This is a genomic window from Cobetia sp. PDI-12MA (genome assembly GCF_059507695.1).
The window spans coordinates 1,089,218-1,112,889 of sequence record NZ_CM183351.1; the positions used below are offsets into that span (position 1 = coordinate 1,089,218).

The 23,672-nt window shown below is 63.9% G+C and carries 17 protein-coding genes and 1 pseudogene; 11 read left to right on the forward strand and 7 right to left on the reverse strand.

Annotation, left to right across the window (positions count from 1 at the left end):
* Positions 1 to 7 precede the first annotated feature (7 nt).
* From lepB to acpS, 6 genes are all read left to right on the forward strand, one after another.
* Positions 8 to 811 (forward strand): signal peptidase I, encoded by an 804-nt coding sequence (gene lepB, locus AC5WNI_RS04690; protein ID WP_175088175.1) that lies wholly within the window; start codon positions 8 to 10, stop codon positions 809 to 811.
* 340 nt (positions 812 to 1,151) lie between these two features.
* A complete protein-coding gene (gene rnc, locus AC5WNI_RS04695; RefSeq protein ID WP_043331866.1) occupies positions 1,152 to 1,844 on the forward strand; it encodes a ribonuclease III in 693 nt (230 codons plus the stop codon).
* 92 nt (positions 1,845 to 1,936) lie between these two features.
* Complete coding sequence (gene era / locus AC5WNI_RS04700; protein WP_052384345.1) at positions 1,937 to 2,881, forward strand: GTPase Era; 945 nt, start codon at positions 1,937 to 1,939, stop codon at positions 2,879 to 2,881.
* A 202-nt stretch (positions 2,882 to 3,083) separates the two neighbouring features.
* The gene (recO, locus tag AC5WNI_RS04705) at positions 3,084 to 3,800 is read left to right on the forward strand and encodes a DNA repair protein RecO (RefSeq protein ID WP_175088174.1); all 717 of its coding nucleotides are present in this window, start codon (positions 3,084 to 3,086) and stop codon (positions 3,798 to 3,800) included.
* Positions 3,801 to 3,921: 121 nt separating this feature from the next.
* Positions 3,922 to 4,752, forward strand: a complete 831-nt coding sequence (gene pdxJ / locus AC5WNI_RS04710; RefSeq protein WP_495928842.1) for a pyridoxine 5'-phosphate synthase — start codon at positions 3,922 to 3,924, stop codon at positions 4,750 to 4,752.
* Entirely contained in the window at positions 4,749 to 5,126 is a 378-nt protein-coding gene (gene acpS / locus AC5WNI_RS04715) for a holo-ACP synthase (RefSeq protein WP_175088172.1), read from the forward strand. The genes pdxJ and acpS overlap by 4 nt, the downstream gene beginning before the upstream one ends.
* Positions 5,127 to 5,237: 111 nt before the next feature.
* On the opposite strand, the gene AC5WNI_RS04720 is transcribed toward acpS, so the two are convergent.
* The gene (locus tag AC5WNI_RS04720) at positions 5,238 to 8,429 is read right to left on the reverse strand and encodes a response regulator (protein ID WP_495928843.1); all 3,192 of its coding nucleotides are present in this window, start codon (positions 8,427 to 8,429) and stop codon (positions 5,238 to 5,240) included.
* Positions 8,430 to 8,650: 221 nt separating this feature from the next.
* Between AC5WNI_RS04720 and cysM the strand changes: the two genes are divergently transcribed.
* From cysM to ppc, 5 genes are all read left to right on the forward strand, one after another.
* Positions 8,651 to 9,637 carry a cysteine synthase CysM gene (cysM, locus tag AC5WNI_RS04725; protein ID WP_285460197.1) on the forward strand — a complete coding sequence of 329 codons (987 nt, stop codon included), beginning with the start codon at positions 8,651 to 8,653 and terminating at the stop codon, positions 9,635 to 9,637.
* Positions 9,637 to 11,040, forward strand: a complete 1,404-nt coding sequence (gene rlmD, locus AC5WNI_RS04730) for a 23S rRNA (uracil(1939)-C(5))-methyltransferase RlmD (protein ID WP_285460198.1) — start codon at positions 9,637 to 9,639, stop codon at positions 11,038 to 11,040. Before cysM ends, rlmD begins: the two co-directional genes overlap by 1 nt.
* Before the next feature lie 56 nt (positions 11,041 to 11,096).
* Entirely contained in the window at positions 11,097 to 13,361 is a 2,265-nt protein-coding gene (gene relA / locus AC5WNI_RS04735) for a GTP diphosphokinase (protein WP_285460199.1), read from the forward strand.
* Positions 13,358 to 14,326, forward strand: a complete 969-nt coding sequence (gene mazG, locus AC5WNI_RS04740; protein ID WP_285460200.1) for a nucleoside triphosphate pyrophosphohydrolase — start codon at positions 13,358 to 13,360, stop codon at positions 14,324 to 14,326. Before relA ends, mazG begins: the two co-directional genes overlap by 4 nt.
* Before the next feature lie 332 nt (positions 14,327 to 14,658).
* Positions 14,659 to 17,307, forward strand: a complete 2,649-nt coding sequence (gene ppc / locus AC5WNI_RS04745) for a phosphoenolpyruvate carboxylase (RefSeq protein WP_175088167.1) — start codon at positions 14,659 to 14,661, stop codon at positions 17,305 to 17,307.
* A 310-nt stretch (positions 17,308 to 17,617) separates the two neighbouring features.
* Here ppc and AC5WNI_RS04750 read toward each other — a convergent pair.
* The 6 genes and pseudogenes from AC5WNI_RS04750 to AC5WNI_RS04775 all read right to left on the reverse strand — a co-directional run.
* Positions 17,618 to 18,556, reverse strand: a pseudogene (locus AC5WNI_RS04750) (asparaginase); the annotation flags it as partial.
* 100 nt (positions 18,557 to 18,656) lie between these two features.
* Positions 18,657 to 19,316: a pyroglutamyl-peptidase I gene (gene pcp / locus AC5WNI_RS04755; protein WP_175088165.1), complete on the reverse strand. Its 660-nt coding sequence runs from the start codon at positions 19,314 to 19,316 to the stop codon at positions 18,657 to 18,659.
* A gap of 76 nt (positions 19,317 to 19,392) precedes the next feature.
* The gene (locus AC5WNI_RS04760) at positions 19,393 to 20,304 is read right to left on the reverse strand and encodes a DUF979 domain-containing protein (protein ID WP_285460203.1); all 912 of its coding nucleotides are present in this window, start codon (positions 20,302 to 20,304) and stop codon (positions 19,393 to 19,395) included.
* Entirely contained in the window at positions 20,301 to 21,074 is a 774-nt protein-coding gene (locus tag AC5WNI_RS04765) for a DUF969 domain-containing protein (protein WP_166019316.1), read from the reverse strand. Before AC5WNI_RS04765 ends, AC5WNI_RS04760 begins: the two co-directional genes overlap by 4 nt.
* Positions 21,075 to 21,436: 362 nt before the next feature.
* Positions 21,437 to 22,627, reverse strand: coding sequence for an MFS transporter (locus AC5WNI_RS04770; RefSeq protein WP_495928846.1), 1,191 nt, complete (start codon positions 22,625 to 22,627; stop codon positions 21,437 to 21,439).
* Positions 22,628 to 22,903: 276 nt separating this feature from the next.
* Positions 22,904 to 23,518, reverse strand: a complete 615-nt coding sequence (locus AC5WNI_RS04775) for a hypothetical protein (RefSeq protein ID WP_175088162.1) — start codon at positions 23,516 to 23,518, stop codon at positions 22,904 to 22,906.
* Positions 23,519 to 23,672: the final 154 nt, after the last annotated feature.

Below are 23,672 nucleotides of genomic sequence, written 5' to 3' on the forward strand. Positions count from 1 at the left end.
GACAACGATGGATTTCTCGCTAGTATTGGTGATTGCCGTAGCGGTAGCCGGCGTGGTGTGGTTGATAGACCTGGTTGCCCTGCGCAGTGCGCGCAAGGCGCGTGTGGCCAAGGCCGAGGCCTCCGTCGAAGGAGAACTGGACGCTGGCACGCGTGAGAAGCTGGCTCGTGACCCGTGGCCGGTGGACTATGCCAAGTCCTTCTTTCCGGTGCTGCTGCTGGTGCTGGTGGTGCGCTCCTTCGCGTTCGAGCCGTTCCAGATCCCGTCCGGCTCAATGCTGCCGACGCTCAAGATCGGCGACTTCATCCTGGTCAACAAGTATGACTATGGCCTGCGCCTGCCGGTGGTCGACACCAAGGTGCTGGAAGTCGGCGAGCCGGAGCGTGGCGATGTGATGGTGTTCCGTTTCCCGGAAGATCCGTCCACCAACTTCATCAAGCGCGTCGTCGGCCTGCCGGGCGATACCATTCGCTATGAGGGCAAGCAGCTCTACGTGAATGGTGAGGCCATCGACAAGACATTGAATGCGCGCAACTCCAGTGAACAGTCCGGTGAAGACCTGCTGGATGAGACACTGGGGAAACACGCGCATCAAATCTACAATAACCCTCAGGACCCCGGTCCGCAGATGCGTGAGGTCCGGGTGCCGGAAGGCATGTACTTCGTGATGGGTGACAATCGTGATCACTCCAACGACAGCCGCTACTGGGGCTTCGTGCCGGAAGAGAACATCGTCGGCAAGGCGGTGGCGGTGTGGATGCACTGGAAAGAAGGGTTCCCTGACTTTTCCTCGGTACGCCTGATTCATTGATCAGTGCATTGACCGGGCCGCCGAGAGGCGGCCCGGTCGTGTCTGGCAGGGCCGCATTGGTCCGCCGGCCTCATCAGTGCGGATTTTCGACATGGGACGATGCGTCGTGCCTGCCATGTCAACCTGCTGTTCATCATGTCGGACCCGCGGCCACAAGCCTGCGGGCAGCGCGGCTGACGAATATCGGATTGGGATGGTGGCAATCGGCAACTCCTCAAGCCGCGTAGGCTTCGGGCATCGCGAGACATGTCGAAGACGACAGGCATCAGCCAGCATGACTGATGCACCATTCGACAGGACGCCCGCGGGCGTCAGCGACAAAAAGAGAGTAGGGAGACCTGTGAGTAGCCCGCTGAATGCCTTTGTAAAGCGTATCGGCCACACCTTCGAGGATGCGAGCCTGCTGGAACTGGCTCTGACCCATCGAAGCTATGGTGGCCAGAACAATGAGCGTCTCGAATTCCTTGGCGATTCCATCGTCAACTTCGTGATCGCCGAAGCGCTGTTCCTGCGCTTCCCCCAGGCCCGCGAAGGCCAGCTGTCACGCCTGCGTGCGCGCCTGGTCAAGGGTCAGACCCTCGCGGAGCTGGCGCGTGAATTCAATCTCGGCGAGAACCTGCGTCTTGGCTCCGGCGAGATGAAAAGCGGCGGTCACCGTCGCGAGTCCATTCTGGCCGATGCCGTGGAAGCCGTGATCGGTGCCATCTACCTGGACGCCGGCATGCAGGTGGCGCGTGAACACGTACTGCGCTGGTACGCCACCCGTCTTGAAGCGCTGAATCTTCAGGACACCCAGAAAGACCCCAAGACGCGTCTGCAGGAATTCCTGCAATCGCGTCAGGCGGCACTGCCGCGTTATGAGGTGACCAGCGTCGAAGGCGAAGCGCATTCGCAGACCTTCAGCGTCGATTGCCACGTCGAGATGATCGACACCAAGACCACAGGCGTCGGCTCCAGCCGTCGTCATGCTGAACAGCAGGCGGCCGAGTTCGCGCTGCAACTGCTCGAACCTGCCCGCGGAGGCCGCTCATGAGCCATACCCCAGAAGACAACGTCACCCCGAGCGGCGACGCCCCTGATCACTCCACTGATAACGGCGCCGGCACGCCGGATGCGCTCGAGGGCATGCTGGCGGCCGCCGGTGTCAGCGATCAGCCGCTGCCGGACACCCGCTGTGGCTTCGTCGCCATCGTCGGTCGCCCGAATGTCGGCAAGTCGACGCTGATGAACCACATCCTGGGCCAGAAGGTCTCGATCACCTCGCGTCGCCCGCAGACCACGCGTCACCAGGTGATGGGTATCCACACCGAAGAGGGCACCCAGTGTGTCTTCGTCGACACCCCGGGGATCCACATCATGCAGCGCGATCGCAACAAGGCGATCAATCGCTTCATGAACCAGGCCGCCACCCAGGCGCTGCGTGACGTCGATGCCGTCGTCTTCATCGTCGACCGCACCCGCTGGATGGAAGAAGACCAGATCGTGCTCGAGAAGCTGGCCCACGTGAAGGCGCCGGTGATCCTGGTGGTCAACAAGATCGATTGGCTCAAGGACAAGACCACCCTCGCGCCCTGGCTGCAGAGCCTGCAGGAACGTCGCGACTTCGCGGCCATCATTCCGATGTCGGCCAAGAACGGCACCAACATCGATCTGCTGCTCGAGAACGTGATGAAGCGTCTGCCGCAGGGCGAGCACATGTTCGCGGACGACCAGATCACCAACAAGAGCTCTCGCTTCCTGGCCTCCGAGCTGGTGCGCGAGAAGGTGATGCGTCAGCTGGGCGACGAACTGCCCTACCAGATGACCGTCGAGATCGAGGAATTCAAGACCGATCAGCGCGGCACCCTGCACATCAGCGCGCTGATGATGGTCGAGCGTCAGGGCCAGAAGAAGATCCTGATCGGCGAGAACGGTGAGCGCATCAAGAACATCGGGCGTGAAGCGCGCCTCGAGATGGAGCGTGCCTTCGACGCCAAGGTCATGCTGAACCTGTGGGTCAAGGTCAAGCGTGGCTGGTCGGATGACGAGCGTGCCCTGAAGAGTCTGGGTTACACCCACGACAAGGACTGACGATGCCGCGCGAGCGGTACGGGTGGTGGCGATCCAGAAGGTTCGCGACTGCCGTGTGCCGCTCGCCGCTGATCCGATGTCCTCGCGGTCTCTGCCGCGCACCGCCTGGCCCTGTCCAGGCGGTCTCGTTTCTTGCCAGCCCCTCTGTCAGTCCTTCTGCCAGCTTTTTTTGCCAAGCCACCGTCTGACGTGAGCCTGCCTGATGACGCCGCAACCGGCCTTCCTGCTGCATCGCAAGCCTTACCGTGAAACCAGTGCCATCATCGAATTGCTGACCCTCGAACACGGACGGGTGCGCGCGGTGGCGCGCGGCGTTCAGCGTCCGGGTAGCAAGGCGCGGGCGCGCCTTCAACCGTTCACTCCTCTGCATGTCACCTGGCGTGGCGAGAGTGATCTCAAGACCCTCAACCTGATGGAGACCGGCGGCAGCGCCAGCCTGCTGGCGGGCGAGGGGCTGCTGTGCGGGTTCTACGCCAATGAGCTTTTGACCCGCACCCTGCCGGTGGAAATGCCGGTGCCGGAGCTGTTCGCGCTCTACTCGTTGACGTTGGACGAGGTGGCTCTGCCCGCCAGGCGCGCGCCCGCGCTCAGGCGACTGGAATACAGCCTGCTGGAAGCGCTGGAGCAACTGCCACAGTTTCGCGCCCTGGATGACAGCCCCTTGATGCCGGACGTGCGCTATGACTATGTGGTCAGTGAACGACGCTTTCAGGCGCAGCCGCCAGGCGCCGCGGGCATCGAAGGGCGGGCCCTGAAGTTGCTGGCCAGCGAAGACTGGGGCCACGCAGGACTCGCCCGCGAGAGCCTGTGGCTGGCGCGGCGTGCGCTGGCGCCGCTGCTGGGGGATCGTCCGCTGCGTTCGCGCGAGTTGATGATGCAGCTGACGGCCAGGCGGCGTCAGAGTCGCGAGTCCGACTGATTCCATCAGGCGTGCCGGCACTGTCCGGCTGCGGGGTGACGCATGATAGTATTGCGCGACATGTCTTCGGCATGGCCTTCGTCGCCATGCCTGTTCTCTTGTTCATCGTTAGGAGCTGATCATGCATCCGCTGCGCATCCTGCTCGGGGTCAACATCGACCACATCGCCACACTGCGTCAGGCGCGTGGTACCCGCTATCCGGACCCGGTCCAGGCCGCGCTGGTCGCGGAAGAGGCGGGTGCCGACGGCATCACCGTGCACCTGCGTGAAGATCGTCGCCACATCCAGGAGCGCGACGTGCGCATTCTGGCCGAGGTGCTCAACACGCGCATGAACCTCGAGATGGCCATCAGCGAAGAGATGCTGGCGCTGGCCGAGGAAGTCCAGCCGGCCAATGTGTGTCTGGTGCCGGAAAAGCGCGAAGAGCTGACCACTGAAGGCGGGCTGGATGTCGCCGGTGATCTGGCGCGCATCACCGCCGCTTGTGAGCGTCTGGCAGCGGCGGGCTGTGAAGTCTCGCTGTTCATCGACCCGGAGCCTGAGCAGATCCGTGCCGCCTTCGAGGCCGGTGCGCCGGTCATCGAGCTGCATACCGGTGCCTATGCCGATGCCATGGGCGAGACGGCGCGTGTCGAGTTCGAGCGTATCGCGGCCGCCGCGGAGCTGGCCAACGAGCTGGGGCTGGTGGTCAATGCCGGGCACGGCCTCAACTATCACAACGTCGAGGCGATCGCGGGTATCTCGGGGCTCAATGAGCTGAACATCGGTCACGCGATCATCGCGCGCGCCATGTTCGTCGGTCTGAAGGAGGCCGTCATCGAGATGAAGCGTCTGTGTATCGCAGGCCAGGAAGCGGGCCTGATGGCCGCGCTGGATGCGCACGATCATGACCATGACCACGAACACGGTGATGACCATGAGCATGTGCAGGGCTCAGGCTGCTGCGGATGATCGTCGGCATAGGCACGGACATCGCGCGTATCGAGCGCTTCGAGGCAGGCATGGCACGCCATGGCGAGCGTTTTGCACGCCGATTGCTGGGGGAAGAGGAGCTGGCGCGCTTTGCCGATCACTCTCATCCGGCGGCTTTTCTGGCCAAGCGTTTCGCGGCCAAGGAAGCCTTCGTCAAGGCGCTGGGCACCGGCCTGCGCCAGGGCATGCGCTTCACCCAGATTCAGGTGGTCAACGACGCCCTGGGCAAGCCCTCGCTCAAGCTGTCTGACGAGGCGGAAGCCCTAACCGCGCGGGCGGGTATCCGCCATCTGCACCTGTCGATCAGTGATGAGCGTGATCAGGCCATCGCCTTCGTGGTCTTGGAGCGTTAGCCTCATTGCTCTCGCGCTGAATCGCCTATTCTGAATACGGCGCTCGCAACGACAACGCCACCCCTGCCTTGCGGCAGCGGGTGGCGTTGTCGTCTGTGCAGGACTGGTTTTTCAGCGCTGGTTTTTGGGCTGGGGCTCGCTTGTCTGTGGCTTGCTTGTCTGTGGCTTGCTTGTCTGTGGATTGTTTACCGATGACGAGCCTGTGGCGGATGGCTCAGCGGGTGCATTCGAGGGCGCGGAGGAGGACGAGGGGGAGGTCTCGACAGGAGACGCTGTCGGCGTCTCAGGCGTCTCACCCGCGGGGCTGGCCGGCTCAAGCGGCGCGGCGAGCAGGGCCTTGGCTTCATCGCTGTGTGACCACTGGATCAGGCTGTCGATGGCCGCGAACAGGGCCTCGACATCCTCTTCCAGCCGCGACAGGCCGCTGACGCGGATGCGGGTCTCCAGCGCTTCCACCAGCAGTGCCAGACGCGGCACGCCACAGTAGCGGCAGGCGCCGTTGAGATAATGCATGCCATCGATCATCGCCTCGTTGTCACGCGCCTGCCAGGCGCGACGGATCCTGGCCTCGCTCTCCGGCAGACTCTCGATCAACAGCCCCAGCATCTCCAGCGCCAGGGCCTCGCGGCCACCGGCCATCTCCACGCCCAGTGCCATGTCGACCACCGGCAGGTCGGCGTCCTGTTCCAGGCTGAGCTGGTGCTTTGCGGCAGAGTGGGGCAGCGGCGCTGCCGGCGGCGAGGACTCGGCCTGGCTGGCAGCGTCTTTCACTCCCGGCGGCAAGGCAGATGTCGCCGGACTGCGAGCAGGGCTGCGCGTTTGGCTACGGGCAGGGCTATGCGATTGGCTGGACGTGCGCGCTGCCTGCGGTGGCGGGTTCAGCGAAATGCCCAGATGACGACTGAGCAGGTTGGCCAGCAGTCCCTCGTCGATGGGCTTGATCAAGTAGTCATCCATGCCTTCCGCCAGCAGCTCTCGCCGCTCGTGTGCCAATGCATGGGCGGTGAGGGCGATCACCGGCAGGTGACGGTTGCCCTCGCGCTGTTGATGACGCAGTGCCTTGGTGGCTTCCAGTCCGTTCATGCCCGGCATCTGGATATCCATCAGGACGGCATCCACGACCTGCTCCTGAGCCAGGGCCAGCGCCTCTTCGCCACTCTGGGCCGCCAGGGTGTCCAGCCCCATGTCGGTCAACAGCTCCTCGGCCAACAGTCGGTTGGAGGGGTTGTCATCGACCACCATCACGCACTTGCGAGGCTGTGCGGACGTTCCCTGACTCGCAGGCTGTGCGGTGAGCTCAGGCCCCGAGCCGGCCGGTGGCGTCTTGGCAGGCGTGGCGGTCGGCTTGGCGGCTTGCGCCGTGCTTGAGTTCTGCTCGCGTGTGGTCGGCTCGAAGGAGGTGAAGGTGTCGCTGCGCGGCGCCTGAGTCGGGTCGCGGTGAGGTGAATGCAGCAGATTGGCCAGCTTGTGGCGCATCTGCAGGCGTGTGACCGGCTTGCTGACCACCTCATCGATACCGTACTGCTGCAGGTTCTCGGCGTCGGCGGGCAAAGGGGCATTCAACAGGCCCAGCACGCGACACGGCAGATGCTTGAGACGCGCGCTCCATTCATCCAGCCGCTTGAGATCACGGCTCTCCAGCGCGACTACCACCAGGTCCGGCTGCTCTTCGATGCCGACCAGCGTCAGTGACCAGCGGGTCAGCAGGTAACTCAGGGCGCGACGGGTGGCCGAGTGTGGCTCGATCAGACAGATGCGTTGATGATCGAACACGACTTCGCGCGGGCGCTCCTCGATGCTGCTGACCGCTACGGGGACGCTGAACAGGAAGGTGGAGCCGTGGCCGGGCAGGCTGTCGACCTGGATCTCGCCGCCCATCTGCTCGACCAGTCGCTTGGAGATCATCAGCCCGAGGCCTGTGCCGCCGAACTGGCGTGCCCGTGAAGGATCTCCCTGCGAGAAGGCCTGGAACAGACGATTGCGCTGGGCGCTATCCATGCCGATGCCGGTGTCTGCCACCGCGATCTTGAGGCGGGTGTTGCTGCCGGACAGGTCGTCCACCATCACGCGCACGATGACTTCGCCGCGCTCGGTGAACTTGACGGCATTGGCGACCAGATTCGTCACTACCTGCTTGATGCGCAGCGGGTCGCCCTCGAAGCGCTGCGGCACGTCGTCATAGACAAGCCCGAGCAGATGCAGATGCTTGCGATGGGCCTCCGGGGCGTGCATGGCGAGCACTTCCTCGATCAGCGGCTCGATGTCCATCTGTACCTTCTCGAGCTCAAGCTTGCCGGCTTCGATCTTGGAGAAGTCGAGAATGTCATTGATCAATGACATCAGGCTCGAGGAGGCATTCTGCATGTGGCCCAGCCAGTCGCGCTGGCGGTTGTCCAGATCACTGCGCCCCAGCAGGTTGCTGAAGCCGATGATGCCGTTGAGCGGCGTGCGGATCTCATGGCTCATGTTGGCCAGGAATTCCGACTTGATGCGGTTGGCTTCCAACGCCTTGCGGCGCGCCATGTCGAGCTCGATGTTCTTGATCTCGACGGTTTCCATTGATTCGTGCAGGTCCTGGGTGGTCTGTTCGATCTGGTCCTGCATGTCCTCGCGGGCACGCTTGAGCTGCTCGACGCTGCGATTGTAGTTCTCGGCCAGCTCGCTGAGGTCGTCATTGCCTGCCACCGGCAGCTGGCGGTGAGTCTCGCCGCGCGCCAGACAGGTCATGGCCTCGCCCAGCTCATGCAGCGGCTGCAGCATGCGGCGCGAGCCATGGAAGGCCAGCAGCAGCAGCGCCAGTCCGAAGACCAGGTTGGCCAGCCCGTAGCCGACAAGCAGCTGGTAGCGGTGCAGCACCAGGCGGGTGTCGGAGGCCTCCAGCACCAGCCACGACATCTGCTCGCCGCGTTGTGTCTCGCGCCACGGGTCGATGACCGGCATCACCATCACCAGCGAGTCCGGGTCCGAGGGGTAGGTCTGACTCTCGACCAGCGCGCTGGTTTCCGGGCGCTGGCTGGGGCCGAGATGCAACAGGGCGCCGCCGTTGGCGGTGCGCAGCGTCAGGGCGCGCACGTCGCGCTGGTCGATCAGCATCTGGGCCTGCTCATGCAGACGCTGGTCGTCAGCGGCGAGGGCGGCGTTGGCCATGCCCGGCATGATGGCCTGCATGCTGGCCTGCAGGCGCTCCATCATGGCCAGGCGCTCACCGCTGATCTCGCGGTCCACCGCATACAGGCTGAACATCAGGCTGGTGGCGAGGGGCAGCAGCAAGAGGGCAAGCTGGAATCGGGTACGAAGCAGCATGGCAATCCATCGTCAAAGGGCGAACGAGCATCAGCGGCAAGCATACCTCGCGCTCATGAGCGAAGCGATGGCGAGCGCCCTGACAGGGCTGGGCGGGAGCGATATACTGCGCGCATCATCTACACCCCGACGCGGCCCCCCGTTCGTCCTTGGTCCCGATGCCAGCGCCTGACCGCTGTCATTCGGCTGTCCGGGCGCGGCGTCTCTGGAGTCTGCCTCTCATGTCTCATCTCAGCGAAACCCCCGGTGACGCCATCCCTGGCGCGTCCGATTATCCCAGTCTTGCAGATGTCGTCGGCAACACGCCGCTGGTGCGCCTGACGCGCATCACCGCGGGCCGCAACAATGTGCTGCTGGCCAAGCTGGAGGGTCACAACCCCGCCGGCTCGGTCAAGGATCGTCCGGCGCTTTCCATGTTCGAGGAGGCGGAAGCGCGCGGCGAGATCGCGCCCGGCGATACCCTGATCGAAGCGACCTCCGGCAATACCGGCATCGCGCTGGCCATGACGGCGGCCATCAAGGGCTACCGCATGGTGCTGGTGATGCCGGCCAGTGCCTCCAGCGAGCGCAAGCAGGCGATGGGTGCCTACGGGGCCACGCTGATCGAAGCCGATGGCATGGAGCATGCGCGGGACCTGGCCGAGGGGATGATCGCGCGTGGCGAGGGCAAGGCGCTGGATCAGTTCGCCAACCAGGACAATCCGCTGTCGCATTACCGCACCACCGGGCCGGAACTCTGGCAGCAGACCCACGGACGCATCACGCACTTCGTGTCCTCGATGGGTACCACCGGCACCATCATGGGCACCTCGCGCTATCTGAAGGAGCAGAATCCGGCCATCGAGATCGTCGGCCTGCAGCCTGCCGAAGGCGCCAACATCGCGGGTATCCGCCGCTGGCCTGCCGAATATCTGCCGCGGATCTTCGATGCCTCACGCATCGACCGCACGCTGGATATCGGTCAGCACGAAGCCGAAGTCTGCATGCGTCGTCTGGCACGGGAAGAAGGCATTCTGGCCGGTGTCTCCTCCGGTGGTGCGCTGGCAGGCGCGCTCAAGCTTGCCGAGCAGGTCGAGAATGCGGTCATCGTGTTCATCGTCTGTGACCGGGGAGACCGCTATCTCTCGACAGGCCTCTATACCCAGGACGACGACATGACTCAGCAGGGCACGCCCCACAATGAAGCCGTCGCAGGGGAGTGTTCCTGATGGCGCTGCTCGGACAGAAGCGACCGGCGCGCAAGCCGACCCGTCGCGAGAAGGAAGTGGCCAGTCGTGGCACTCGCAATGCCAGCGACGCCGACAGCCAGTGGCTGACGGTCGACCGCCTCGCCCATGACGGGCGCGGCATTGCCCATGACGAGAGCGGCAAGACCCAGTTCATCGATCAGGCCCTGCCCGGCGAGCGTGTGACGCTGGCCATCCACCGCACGCACAAGCGCTTCAATGAGGCGCATGTGCGTGCACGTGACAACGCGGCTGACAGTCGCGTGACGCCGCCCTGCGCCTATTTCGGCAGCTGTGGTGGCTGTGACCTGCAGCATATGGCGCTGGATGCCCAACGCACCCATAAGGTGCAGGTGCTGGGCGAACATGCGACACGCAATGGCGTGACGCTGCCCGAGATTCAGCCGCTGGGCAACGATGAGAGCCGTTATCGCCGCCGCGCGCGTATCGGCGTTCGCGTGACCGATGCCGGCGAATTGCAGTTCGGCTTCCGGGGGCGCGGCAGCAACCAGCTGGTCGACATCACCTCCTGCAGCGTGCTGGTACCGGAGCTGGACCGCCTGCTCGCGCCGCTGCGTGAGCTGATCGAAAGCCTCGAGGCGCCCAAGCGTCTGGGCCATCTGGAGCTGACCGCTGCCGAAGGGCAGGTCATCGTGGTGGTGCGCCAGCTCAAGGCGGTGCCGCGTGATGCCGAGCGCTGGCAGGCCTTCGCCGAGCAGCACGGCCTGGTGGTCGGTTGGCGGGTCGGGCGTGATCCGGTGGTGCTGGAGTGGCTGTCGGGTACGCCGAATGCCTTGTATTCACTGAGTGTCGGCGCAACGACGCTGCGCCTTGCCTTCTCGCCGGGCGACTTCGTACAGGTCAACGCGGCGCTCAATCAGCGCCTGATCGACACCGCCTTCGAATGGCTGGGCGATGTCAGTGGTCTCAAGGTGATGGATCTCTACGCCGGTGTCGGCAACCTGACCCTGGCGGCTGCCGCGGCCGGCGCCAGTGAGGTGACAGGCATCGAGGGCAGTCAGGGCATGGTCGATCAGCTGAGGGTCAATGCTGAAGCCAACGGACTGGCTCAGGTGAGCGCACGTCGAGCGGACCTGAGCAAGGCCCTGCCATCACTCGAGGGTATCGACCTTCTGGTACTAGACCCGCCGCGTGATGGCGCTCAGCCTCTCTGCGAGGAGCTGGCACGTGATCTGCATGCTGGGAGGGTCAGCCGAGTGCCGCAGCGTGTGCTGTACATCGCCTGTGACCCGACCACGCTGATGCGTGATGCACGGCTGTTGCAGGACGCCGGTTATCGCGTCACGCGTGCCCTGATGGCGGACATGTTCGTTCACACGGCACATCTGGAATCGATGTTGCTGCTGGAACGGGCGGAAGACTGAGGCGGTGCCCTCGGGCACTGTCATCAAGATAGCAAGATATTCAAGGACATAGGGTCATGGTCAAGGTGCGCGAAGATCAGCCGCTGACCGATAGCGGTGGTGTGGACATCCCGGTGTGGGTCGCGCGACTGCGCGAGGAAGTCCCGTCGGTGAATGCCGAGGTCATGGTGCAGGCCTGTGAATTGGCGCTCAAGGTGGCACGCGAGGCGGACGCCCGCGGTGACAAGCCGTGGCGCGAGCCGCTGCGCAGTTTCCGTTTCAGTCTCGAGATGGCCGACATCCTGTCGGAACTCAAGCTTGACCAACCGGCGCTGGTCGCGGCCGTGCTCTATCGCGCGGTACGTGAAGGGCATCTGGGGCTTGAGGCCATCGAGAAGCATTTCGGCAAGGAAGTGGCCCGCCTGATCGATGGCGTGCTCAACATGGCCGCCATCAGTCAGCTGCAGGCGCCGAGTCATGGCATGGCGCAGCATGACCAGCAGGACAACCTGCGCAAGATGCTGGTGTCGATGATCGATGACGTGCGCATCGCGCTGATCAAGATCGCCGAACGTACCGTTGCCCTGCGTCACGTCAAGGATGCTCCGCGCGAGAAGCGCATGCGCGTGGCCAGCGAAGTCTTCGACATCTACGGGCCGCTGGCGCACCGTCTGGGCATCGGTCAGCTCAAGTGGGAGCTGGAGGACCTGTCCTTCCGCTACCGCGAGGAGGATGAATACAAGACCATCGCCAGGCAGCTGTCCGAGAAGCGCCTGGAGCGTGAGCACTACATCGCCGATCTGCTGGTCGAGTTGCGCACTCTGATGAGCGAGCAGGGCATCAAGCACTTCGATGTCGCGGGCCGCGCCAAGCACATCTACTCCATCTGGCGGAAGATGAAGATCAAGCGCATCGCCTTCTCCCAGGTGTATGACGTGCGCGCGGTGCGGATTCTGGTCGGCACCGTCAGCGATTGCTACACGGCGCTGGGGATCGTCCACTCGCGCTGGCACCACGTGCCGCATGAGTTTGACGACTATATCGCCAACCCCAAGAAGAATGGCTACCAGTCGCTGCACACTGCGGTGGTGGGGCCGAGCAACAAGGTCATCGAGATCCAGATCCGTACCTTCGACATGCACGAGGAGGCGGAGCTGGGCGTATGCGCCCACTGGCGTTACAAGGGCCACGATGTCGGTCACAAGAGTCGCAGTTACGAAGACAAGATCGCCTGGTTGCGTCAGGTGCTCGAATGGCAGGACGAAGTCGGCGAGAACGGCGGCCAGGAGGCGATCCGTCAGGGGCTTAGCTCCGACGTCGCGCCGGACCGCATCTACGTCTTCACACCGGAGGGGCATGTCATCGACCTGCCCAAGATCGCCACGCCGATCGACTTCGCCTACCGCGTGCATACCGAGGTCGGCCATCGCTGTCGGGGGGCCAAGGTCGACGGTCGCATCGTGCCGCTGACCTACAAGCTCAAGACCGGCCAGCAGGTCGAGATCCTGACGGCCACCAAGGGCGGCCCGAGCCGTGACTGGCTCAACCCGAATCTGGGCTATGTGCGCACCTCGCGTGCCCGCGCCAAGATCCAGACCTGGTTCAAGCTGCAGGCACGTGACCAGAACGTCGATGAGGGCAAGGCGCTGCTCGAGAAGGAATTCTCGCGGCTGGCGCTGGAGAATCTCGACCGTGACAAGCTGGCCAACGCCGTCAATTACCCGACGCGTGATGACATGTATGCCGCCATCGGCGCAGGCGATCTGCGCGTCGGCCAGGTACTGCATCAGGCCCAGCAGCTGTTCGGCGATACGGATGATCAGGAGCAACTCGAGCGTCTGCTGCGCCAGCGCAAGCCGCAGGGCAAGGAAAAGCCTGACGCCGTCATGGTACTGGGGGTCGGCAATCTGAAGACCACCATGGCCAACTGCTGTCACCCGGTACCGGGCGATCAGATCGCCGGTTTCATCACCCAGGGGCGCGGCGTGACCGTGCACCGTCAGGACTGCCCGAACCTGATCCAGCTGCGCTCGGATGAGCCGCGTCGCATCGTCGATGTCGACTGGGGCCAGCGTTCGCGCAACCAGTATCCGGTGGATATCGAGATCCAGGCCTGGGACCGCTCCGGCCTGCTGCGTGATGTCACCAACGTGCTGAGCGGTGACAAGGTCAATGTGCTGTCGGTGAACACGCGCACCGATCAGCTCGACAACATCGCCACGCTCAAGATCACGCTGGAAGTCGAGAATCTCGACGTGCTGGGGCGCGTATTCGCCCGAATCCAGCAGCTGCCCAACATCATCGACGTCAAGCGGCTGCGGGTCGGGGGCGACAAGGCATGAGTCGCCGATTTGATGCCAGTGTCGATGTCGCTGCAGGCAGGCACGCCGATACGCGCTACACCCTCGATGACCTGCTGACCCTGATGGCCGTGCTGCGTGACCCGCAGTACGGCTGCCCGTGGGACAGCCGCCAGGATTACGCGAGTCTGGTGCCGCACACCCTGGAGGAGGCCTATGAGGTCGCCGATGTCATCGAGCGCGCCGCGGCCGATGCCAGCGTGCTCGAGGAGCTGCCGGCTGAACTGGGTGACCTGCTGTTTCAGGGCGTCTTCTACGCCCAGATCGCCAGTGAGCAGCAACGCTTCGATTTCCACGACGTGATCCATGTGCTGACCGAGAAGATGCTGCACCGCCATCCTCATGTCTTCCCGGGTGGCACCCTCGCGTCGCGCCGTGAGGGCATCGCCACTCATGAGGTCGATGAAGGCTCGCTCAATGCCCAGTGGGAGTCGCTCAAGCAGCAGGAGTCCGCTGAAGCGCCTGCCAGCCAGACTGCCGGCGACAGCGTGCTGGATGGCGTGCCACTTGGCCTGCCGGCGCTGACGCGGGCGGCCAAGCTCTCGAAGAAGGCCGCGCGTTCAGGCTTTGACTGGCCGGACACGAGTGGCGTGCTGGCCAAGATCCGTGAGGAGCTCGGCGAAGTCGAGGAAGCGCTGGCCGAGGGTGATACGGCCCATGCGCGAGAGGAGGTCGGGGACCTGCTGTTCGCGGTGGTCAATCTCGCGCGTACCCTCAAGGCGGACCCGGAGCAGATGCTGCGCGCTACCAATGCGCGCTTCGAATCACGCTTCCGCCATGTGGAAGCCGCGATCGCCGGGCAAGGGCGCACACTGGGTGAGGCGTCGCTCGCCGAGATGGATGCGCATTGGGGTGAGGCCAAGCGCCGAGAGCGTGCGGCTGAGCAGGCGCGACAGGGCGAGGGGGCGCTGTCAGCCGCGCGCCCGGTGACGCCGCTGGTTCGGTGAGGGAGCGTCGTCGCAGCGTATTTGGCAAAGGGCATTTGGAAAAATGTAGTAAGTTTACGCGATAGTCGGATTGTGGAGCCGAGGCCCGCGGTCGTATGCTGAGGGGAAGCGATCAGGACGCGAGTCTTGTCCTGCTTTCCGGTCTGCTGCGCCGCGGGTCTTTCCGTTTTGCGCCAGTGTCTTCACCAGCGCCAGGCCGGTGCCTTCCCTCAGCCGGTTGTCATCAGGTGTCTTTGCGCAATGAGGGAATCTGATGTCAGCTATCTGACTGTGTGCCCCTGGCGACAGGGGAAGATGACCGCGGCAGCACCGTCACTCCCAAGGAGGGTTTCATGAGTCACGACTTGCATGAATCGTTGCGCGATAACGTGCGTATTCTCGGTGACAACCTCGGCCAGACCATCGCGGCCGACCTCGGCGATGACTTCGTCGCACGCATCGAGCGCATCCGCGCCCTGGCCAAACAGGGCCAGCAGGGCGATCAGGCCGCCCGTCATGAGCTGATCGACTATCTGCGTGATCTGCCGGATGGTGATCTGCTGCCCGTCACCCGGGCGTTCAACCAGTTTCTGAATCTTTCCAACATCGCCGAGCAGCACTACCGTGGCCGCTTCAAGCGCGTCGAGGATTATCGTCCCGGCAGCCAGCCGGACCTCGGCGAGCTGATCACGCGCATTCGCGAGCGGGGCTTCAGCGCGCAGAAGATCGTCGAGGAGCTCTCGGCGATGCGTGTCGAGCTGGTGCTGACGGCGCACCCGACGGAAGTCATCCGCCGCACCCTGATCCAGAAATACGATGCCATCGAGGGCTGTCTGACCCAGATGGAAGGCGCCTGTGATCGCCCGGAACAGGCGACCCTCGCGCGTGCACGCCTGACCGAGCTGATCAGTCAGGCCTGGCACACCGATGAGATTCGCCACGAGCGTCCTACGCCGGTGGATGAGGCCAAGTGGGGCTTTGCCACCATCGAGAACTCGCTGTGGCAAGCGGTACCGGACTTCCACCGTCAGCTTGACGAGATGACGCTGGACGCCGCCGGTGAGCGTCTGCCGCTGGACGCCGCGCCGATCTGCTTCGCCTCCTGGATGGGGGGGGACCGCGACGGCAACCCCAATGTCACCGCCAGCGTGACGCGGACCGTGCTGCTGCTGGGCCGCTGGATGGCAGCGGACCTCTATCTGCGCGATCTCGAACAGCTCAAGTCGGAGCTGTCGATGTGGAAGTGCACGGCCGCTCTGCGTGCCGAGGCCGGCGATGTGGCTGAGCCCTATCGCGAGATCCTGCGCCGCCTGATCCTGCGCATGGAAAGCACCCGTGACTGGGCCAAGGCGGGCCTGGACGGCAAGCGCCACGAAGGTGTCGACATCATCGAGACTCGTGAGCAGCTGTATACGCCGCTGCTGGCCTGCTACCGCTCACTGTGCGACGTGGGGCTGGACACCATCGCCAATGGTGCACTGCTCGACACCCTGCGTCGCGTGGCCTGTTTCGGTGTCACCCTGACCAAGCTCGATATCCGCCAGGAAAGCACGCGTCACGCGCAGGTCTTCGATGAACTGAGCCAGACGCTGGGGCTGGGCAGCTATTTCGAATGGGACGAGCAGCAGCGCTGTGACTTCCTCACCAAGGAGTTGGCTGGCCGTCGCCCGCTGATCCCGCGCCATTGGGAATGTTCCACCGACACGCGCGAGGTGCTGGACACCTTCAAGGTCATCGCGCGCGAGCATCGCGAGGCGCTGGGCACCTACATCATCTCGATGGCCGGCCAGGCCTCCGATGTGCTGGCGGTGGCACTGTTGATGAAGGAGATCGGCGGTGATGTGCGCCTGCCGATCGCGCCGCTGTTCGAGACGCTGGATGATCTGGACCGCTCCGGTCCGGTCATCGACACGCTGCTGGGCATGCCGATCTATCGCGAGCAGGCCGGTGACCGTCAGGAAGTGATGATCGGTTACTCCGACTCCGCCAAGGACGCCGGTCAGCTGGCGGCCGCCTGGGCACAGTACCGCGCCCAGGAAACGCTGGTGGAAGTCACCAAGCGCCACGGTGTCGAACTGACCCTGTTCCACGGCCGCGGTGGTACGGTCGGTCGTGGCGGCGGCCCGGCGCATGCGGCGATCCTGTCCCAGCCGCCGGGCTCGGTGACCGGCTCGCTGCGCGTCACCGAGCAGGGTGAGATGATTCGCTTCAAGTTCGGCCTGCCGGACATCGCCAGTCGCTCGATGGAGATCTATGTCTGCGCGGTGCTGGAAGCCAGCATGCTGCCGCCGCCGGCGCCCAAGCAGCAATGGCGCGACGAGATGGATCGCCTGGCCGGTATCGCGCACAAGGCCTATGTGGGCGTGGTGCGTGAAGACCCGAACTTCGTGCCGTACTTCCGCTCGGTAACGCCGGAAACCGCACTGGCACGCCTGCCGCTGGGTTCGCGCCCCGCCAAGCGTCGTCAGGATGGTGGCGTCGAGACGCTGCGTGCGATCCCGTGGATCTTCGCCTGGACCCAGATTCGTCTGATGCTGCCCGCCTGGCTGGGCAGTGGCGAGGCCTTCGCCACGCGCATGCAGGAAGAGGGCGGCCTGGAAGTGCTGCGCGAGATGATGAATGACTGGCCGTTCTTCTCCACCTACGTCGACATGCTGGAAATGCTGCTCTCCAAGGCCGATCTCTCGACGGCGGCCTACTACGAGCAGCGACTGGTCGATGAGCCAGCCCTGAAAGAGCTGGGACAATCATTGCGTGATCGTCTCGAGCGCCTGGAGAAGGTGGTGCTGGAGATCCGTGATCAGCAGGCTCTGCTTGAGCATATGCCGTTGATCCGTCAGGCCATCGATGTGCGCAACCCCTATATCGACCCATTGCATGGTCTGCAGGCCGAGCTGCTGCAGCGTAACCGTGACGCCGATGGTGCCATCTCTGCCGAGCTGTCACGCGCGCTGATGGTGACCATGGCCGGTATCTCCGCCGGTCTGCGCAACACCGGTTGATCCGGCTGGCTCTGTCGATTGGCGCCTTGGTGTGAAGGGTTAGCCAGAGCCTATCGCTAAAACTAGAAAGCCCCGTCAGGCATGCCTGACGGGGCTTTCTGTTATCTTTCGGCCAACGCTGAGTGCTGGTTTGCGCGCTGATCAGTGATCAGAGCTCAGCCGTCAGTGACATGAGTACAGCGACATGCGGGGCTGCCATGACTCACAGCAGGCCGCTGGCGCGTTCGCCCACCAGGGGCATCAGGAAGCGTTCGCGCTGCCAGTCCTCATCCTGATCGAGCGCCACCAGATGCAGCAGTTTGGTGAAGGCCGCTTCCAGCGTCATGTCGTCGCCTGACAGCACGCCGACGGTGGCCAGTCCTGCACCGGCCGCATAGTGACCGATAGTGACCGGCCCATGCGGACATTGACTGATACCGGCCAGCAACTTGCCTTCGCCGCGTGCATCGGCCAATACCTCCAACAGCTCGCTGTCTTCCGGCAGATTGCCGCTGCCCCACAGCTCCAGCACGGCGCCCTTGGCCTCCGGGCGCATCAACTGCACACGCACGCTCTCGGCGCTGATGCCGGGGTAGAGCGGCAGGCGAATGATGCTGTCCTTGCCGAGGCGGGCATAGTCGGGCAGCTCGAAGGCGGGGCCTTGGTCATCCATCAGGCGGCCGGGGTAGAGCACGACACGGTCATCGACCCATTCGCCCAGCAGTGGCGCATTGGGCGTGGTGAAGCCGCGGTGGTCCTGGGTGTACCACTTGCGGGTGCACACGCCACGCAGCAACTGTCCGCCGAAGGCGACCACGACTTCATTGAGGGTCGGCTGGGCGGCGGCGGTGAGCGCCAGCTCGACATTGCCCAGCGCGTCACTGTGCTCGGCTTCCAGCGGCAACTGTGCACCACTGACGATCACCGGACGCGCGGTGCCCTTGAGCTGGAAGGCGAGGCTGGAGGCCGTCCAGGCCAGAGTGTCGGTGCCCTGCAGCACGACGAAGCCATCGAAGCTGTCGTAGGCATCCGCGATCTGGCTGGCGATGGTGTGCCAGTCCGCCGGTGTCGCGGAAGAGGAGTCGATCAGCTGCGGAAACTCGCGCAGGGTGAAGGCGGGCAGGCGGCCACGACGGCTGGGGGGCAGTTGTTCCAATGCTGCGCGCAGGCGTGCATCGAAGTCACCGGCAGGTACCAGTCCTTGCTCACTTTCCACCATGCCCAGCGTGCCGCCGGTATACAGCACCAGGATGTGCGTCTCGGGAGTCATCGTATCCACCTGCCAGAAATGGGAAAGCCGGCATTGTAACGCATGCCGGCTTGCAGGGGAGCTGTCGAAGTCGGGCGTTCAGTCGCGATGTGCGGGGGGCTCAGCTGATATTGCCACCGCCGATGCGCGCATCCTCCTGATGGGACATGGCGCTGATGCACATCACCCGTACGCCTTCGAGCATGCTTTCAAGACTCATGGTCGGCAGGCGGCCATCGACACTCTGCTCGGGCAGCGCCGGGATATGCACGAAGCCGGAGCGGACGGGGCTATCCGCCAGATGACGCTGCACCCCATAGAACAGATGGTTGCAGACGAAGGTGCCTGCCGTGTAGGAGACGCTGGCGGGAAGACCCGCTGCCTGGAGGTCGTTGACCATCGCCTTGATCGGCAGGGTGGTGAAGCAGCCATCCGGTCCGCCAGCTTCGATGGGCTCATCCACCGGTTGGTGGCCGCCGTTGTCCTTGATGCGATAGTCATCCAGGTTGATGGCGACCCGCTCCGGGGTGATGGCGCAGCGACCACTGGCCTGGCCGAGCATGATCACGGTGTCAGGGGCGTGCTGGCCGATGGCCTCGATGACGCTGTCAATCGCGGCGTAGCGTGTCACCGGCACCCGGCAGGTGATGATCTCGAAGCGCTCATCGGGCTGGTCGTGCATGGCCAGTGTCTGGCCATCCAGTTGCTCGATGATCTTGAGGGCAGGATTGACGCTATCCGTGCCGAAGGGCTCGAAGCCGCAGAGTAGCAGACGACGCATGATGAAATTCCTTGGCTGGCATCGATCTCCGCGGGTCGCTGCTGGCGGTGATCGATGCGCGGGTAAGAGTGGGAGATCAGAAGGCCAGCAGCAGCATCAGGCTGATGTTGGCGGCCAGCATGACCAGCGCAGGCAGTATCTGTGCGCGAATGATGTGGTAGCGGTTATCCAGTTCCAGCAGGGCGGCCGGCACGATGTTGAAGTTGGCGGCCATGGGCGTCATCAGCGTGCCGCAGTAGCCGGACAGCATGCCCAGCACGCCGACGATGGCCGGATTGCCGCCATGCAGCGCGATGACCAGCGGATAGCCGATGCCGGAGGTGATGACCGCAAAGGCCGCGAAGCCGTTGCCCATCAGCATGGTGAACACGGCCATGCCGACGCAGTAGGCAATCACGCAGGCGATCAGGCTGGTGTCCGGCACCACGCTCGAGACCAGCCCGGCGATGGTCTGGCCGACGCCGGCCTGATCGAACAGCAGGCCAAGGGCGGCCAGGAATTGCGGCAGGATGGCGGCCCAGCCGATGGCATCTGCCAGACGGCGACCTTCCTGCATGCCGGTCGCCGGGCTCTCGCGCAGCAGCAGCAATGCCACAGCAAAGGCCAGTACCGTCGCGACGCCCAGGCCGACCAGCGCACTCTGGCCTGTCGTGAGGGTGTAAAGGAAGGTACCGACCGGAATCACCAGCGCGGGGATGAACAGGCGTGACCCGAGACGCTTGCGGCGTGCCTGACGCGCCTCATCGCTCAACTGGCCGTAGTTGCCGAACCCGAGCTGGCCGGTGGCGGCCAGCAGAGCCAGCGCCAGCATGGCAATACCGACCACGACATCGGGTAGCCACTGGCCAAATGCCAGGCTGATGCCGAAGATCATCCAGAAGGCACTGGTGCCGAGTCGGCGCGGATGATCACGATCGGTGAGCGTCAGGACGGCAAAGGCCATGATGGCGAAGCCGGTAATCAGGTAGAGAGCGTCGATACCGTTCATGAGTGGCTCTCCGTCGCAGAAGTGGTGAAGGTATCCTTGCCCGGTGTCGCGTTGGCCTGGCCGGAGGGCTGAGGGTATTCCTCGCGCAGCAGTTGATGTTCACGGCGAATGCGCGCGTCCAGCCGGCGGCAGAGCACGAAGACCACCACCAGCGACACCAGCGCGGTAGGAATGGCATACAGCGCCATGTCGGCCAGGCTGACGCTGGCGCCGCTCTTGTCGAGCACGCTCTTGATCAGCAACAACCCGCCGGAAGCCACGAAGATCAGCTGACTGAAGAAGTTGCCGAAGTTCTCGCTGACGGCATTCAGAACGCGTATGCGCTGGCTCAGGGCCTTGAAGCGTGGCGAGCTCAGAGCCTCTTCGGGGAGATCACGTTCGGCGGCGCCGACTGACATCGGGGCGACCAGCGGTCGGATCATCGCCGGGTGGCCACCGAGCTGCAGGCCGAAGGCGTTGGTCGCCTTGCGCAGCACCAGGTAGCTGAAGGAGATGCGCCCGGCGCTGGCGGCCCGCAGTTTCTGGACCAGATGCTCGGCCTGATCGCGCAGGCCATTGCGCTCGAGCAGCCCGATCACCGGCAGGGTGATGATGAACAGCGAGACGGCGCGGTTGTCGGTAAAGGCCTGACCGAGCGCGGCAAGAATTTCAGTCGGTGACATGCCGGCCACCAGGCCGGAGGAGAAGCCTGCCACCAGCACCACCAGCAGCGCATTGAGGCGCAGTGCCAGGCCGATGACGATGATGGCAACGCCGATCAATGACAGCATGAGGTGTCTCCCGAGCAGGGGGAGGACAATCGGATCCTTTCGAAGGACATGAGCCTGTGCCTCTGGGTGTGAGCTTGTTGTTATGCGGGGCTCGTTGCGAAGCGGGTCGAACATTGCCTGGCCGGTTGACCATTGCCGAGCAGTTCGACATGGCGAGCTGTTCGAACATGGCGGGGCGCAATGTTCGTTGCTTTACAAAGAGAGCTCAAAGGGTAGAGCGACACCAGAGGAATCCAAATGAGACATTCGGAATATATAAATTTCAACGACAAGTAGTATCGAGAAAATCTATCATTCAGATATGCATGACAGATAATATTGATGCCTTCGTGGGGCTTGCTTCACTCCATGAGGAGAAGATGTCAGCCGTCGACCACTGCAGTGCTGCCATCCACGCGCAGGCAGATACGGCGGCATCTGCCGACCTGGAAGCCAAGCATGGCGGCGCTCAGCAGGATCAGCGCGAACAGCGACGCGATCACGCGCAGATCGGCCGTGATTTCCAGCAGGATGCCGACGGCGAGTGGCCCGAGGGCCGCCAGCATGTAGCCGGTGCCTTGTGCCATGCCGGAGAGGGCACCCGCCAGGCGTGCATCGGAGGTGCGCAGCACCAGCAGCGTCAATGCCATCGAGAAGCTGCCCCCCTGGCCGAAACCGAGCAGCACGGCGAACAGCCAGCGCAGTGACAGCGGCCCGATCATCAGTCCCAGCAGGCCGATGGCGGTACAGGACAGCAGCAGCAGGATGGCGGGGCGCTGGTCGCGCCCCATGCGGCCGATCACGGGGGCCAGCAGGGCGGTAAGCACCTGTGCCATCACCGAGGCGGCCATCAGCCAGCCGGATTCGATATCGCTCAGACCGCGTTGCTGGAGCAGGAAAGGTAACCAGCCAAAGACGATATAGGCCAGGGAGGACTGGCAGCCCATGAAGAAGGTGACCTGACGGGCCAACGGCAGGTGCCACAGGCGAGGGGTGGCCTGCTGATGGCGGGTCATCTTCTCTGGCCACGGATGGGGCATGCTCAGGCGCCAGGCGGGAAGCGCGATCACCACAAGCAGTGCCCAGCAGGCCAATGAGGCTTGCCAGCTGTCGAGAAGATTGGCCAGTGGCACGCTGAGTCCTGCGGCCAGCGCAGCACCAAGGCATAGCGCCATGGTGTACACGCCGGTGAACAGGTCGGCTCGCTCAGGATGCTCACGCTTGACGATGGCAGGCAGCAGGGTGCCGGCGACGCCGATGCTGCCGCCACATAACAGGGTGCCGAGATACAGCAGCAGTGCCATGTCACTGGCTCGCATCCACAGGGCGGTGCCGAGAGTGACCAGGGCAAGGCTGAGGGTGCGCTCTACTCCCAGGCGGCGGGCCAGGCGCGGTGCCAGTGGGGCGAACAGCCCCAGGCAGACGACGGGCAGGGTGGTGAGAAGGCCCGCTGCCAGCGTGCTCAGGCCCAGGTCCTGGGTGATGCGATCCAGCAGGGGGGCCAGGGATGACAGCGCCGGACGCAGGTTCAGGGCGACCAGAATCAGGATGAGCAGGAAAAGGGATGCTGGCATTCGGCGCATGAGGAAACCTGAACGAGAGGACAAGTCTGTGAGAATACCGGCATATGCTCAAGCTGTCTTGCCGCGAGCCGACTTGCCTCGAACCGGTGTTCCTCCAGCAGGTCTTCCTCCAGTAGGTTTTCCTCGAGCCGGGCCCTGGACAGCAGAACGCCCGGCAATTGCCGAGCGTTCTACCTCGATGCATCTTTCTAGATGCATCTGTCTTGGCTCAATGTTCTGGTTTCGACGCGGCGCTTGTCAGTGCATTGGTTCTCAGTACTTTGGTTCTCAGTACTTGGGCTCCAGCTCCAGCTCGCGTGTCGCGCTATCGCCCCTGCGTGCTGCCGCGCGTTGACGCGTTGTGGCGGCATCGGCATGCACGTCGTGACCGCGGGGGGCGACATTGCGCCATGCGGGCGTCTTCTGCCGGCGCTCGGCATTGGCGCGTGCCGTATTGGAGACTGGCTGGCGACTCGCCTTGGCGCGAATCAGGGTCATGTCCTCGGTGCTCAGCAGCATGCCCTGGGGCGTGCGCTCAAGCACGAGGTGGCCGCGGAAATGCCAGCAGCGCATGGGGGTATGCGCGACACGATAGCGATGGCCGGCCACCTCCAGCGAGATGGCTTCCTTCGGCTGGCAGCCAAGGGGGTGCAGAGTCACTTCCTCCAGCAGCACCAGACGATTGAAGTCGTCCGGCTGAAGTACCTGATTGCCATCATGCATGCGAACCGGGAAGGCATGGTTGTCGCGCTGCAGCTCACGCCGCTTGTGACTGACGCTGCCGTTGCCTTCCACGATGCCGGCACCACACACATGTACGAGCTCGCCATCAATCTGTTTGATGACGAGGACCTCGACGTGGCGCTGCTTGAAAAGATGATCACGCAGTGAGCGTAATGGCATGGCTGAAATCCTCGTCTACACCATCCGTTGGCTGAGTATATCCGTCAGAGCCCGAGTCATCTCTCTGACCGACAGGCGCTTCCCTGCTGCCTGCCAAGTGATATCTCGCGCTGATAGTCACATCATACGCCGTTTGTGAGTATTTTTCCCGAAT

Coding starts and splice junctions, on each gene's coding strand:
- lepB (WP_175088175.1), top strand. CDS start 8: ATGGATTTCTCGCTAGTATTGGTGATTGCCGTAGCGGTAGCCGGCGTG.
- era (WP_052384345.1), top strand. CDS start 1,937: ATGCTGGCGGCCGCCGGTGTCAGCGATCAGCCGCTGCCGGACACCCGC.
- recO (WP_175088174.1), top strand. CDS start 3,084: ATGACGCCGCAACCGGCCTTCCTGCTGCATCGCAAGCCTTACCGTGAA.
- pdxJ (WP_495928842.1), top strand. CDS start 3,922: ATGCATCCGCTGCGCATCCTGCTCGGGGTCAACATCGACCACATCGCC.
- acpS (WP_175088172.1), top strand. CDS start 4,749: ATGATCGTCGGCATAGGCACGGACATCGCGCGTATCGAGCGCTTCGAG.
- AC5WNI_RS04720 (WP_495928843.1), bottom strand. CDS start 8,429: ATGCTGCTTCGTACCCGATTCCAGCTTGCCCTCTTGCTGCTGCCCCTC.
- cysM (WP_285460197.1), top strand. CDS start 8,651: ATGTCTCATCTCAGCGAAACCCCCGGTGACGCCATCCCTGGCGCGTCC.
- rlmD (WP_285460198.1), top strand. CDS start 9,637: ATGGCGCTGCTCGGACAGAAGCGACCGGCGCGCAAGCCGACCCGTCGC.
- relA (WP_285460199.1), top strand. CDS start 11,097: ATGGTCAAGGTGCGCGAAGATCAGCCGCTGACCGATAGCGGTGGTGTG.
- mazG (WP_285460200.1), top strand. CDS start 13,358: ATGAGTCGCCGATTTGATGCCAGTGTCGATGTCGCTGCAGGCAGGCAC.
- ppc (WP_175088167.1), top strand. CDS start 14,659: ATGAGTCACGACTTGCATGAATCGTTGCGCGATAACGTGCGTATTCTC.
- pcp (WP_175088165.1), bottom strand. CDS start 19,316: ATGCGTCGTCTGCTACTCTGCGGCTTCGAGCCCTTCGGCACGGATAGC.
- AC5WNI_RS04760 (WP_285460203.1), bottom strand. CDS start 20,304: ATGAACGGTATCGACGCTCTCTACCTGATTACCGGCTTCGCCATCATG.
- AC5WNI_RS04765 (WP_166019316.1), bottom strand. CDS start 21,074: ATGCTGTCATTGATCGGCGTTGCCATCATCGTCATCGGCCTGGCACTG.
- AC5WNI_RS04770 (WP_495928846.1), bottom strand. CDS start 22,627: ATGCCAGCATCCCTTTTCCTGCTCATCCTGATTCTGGTCGCCCTGAAC.
- AC5WNI_RS04775 (WP_175088162.1), bottom strand. CDS start 23,518: ATGCCATTACGCTCACTGCGTGATCATCTTTTCAAGCAGCGCCACGTC.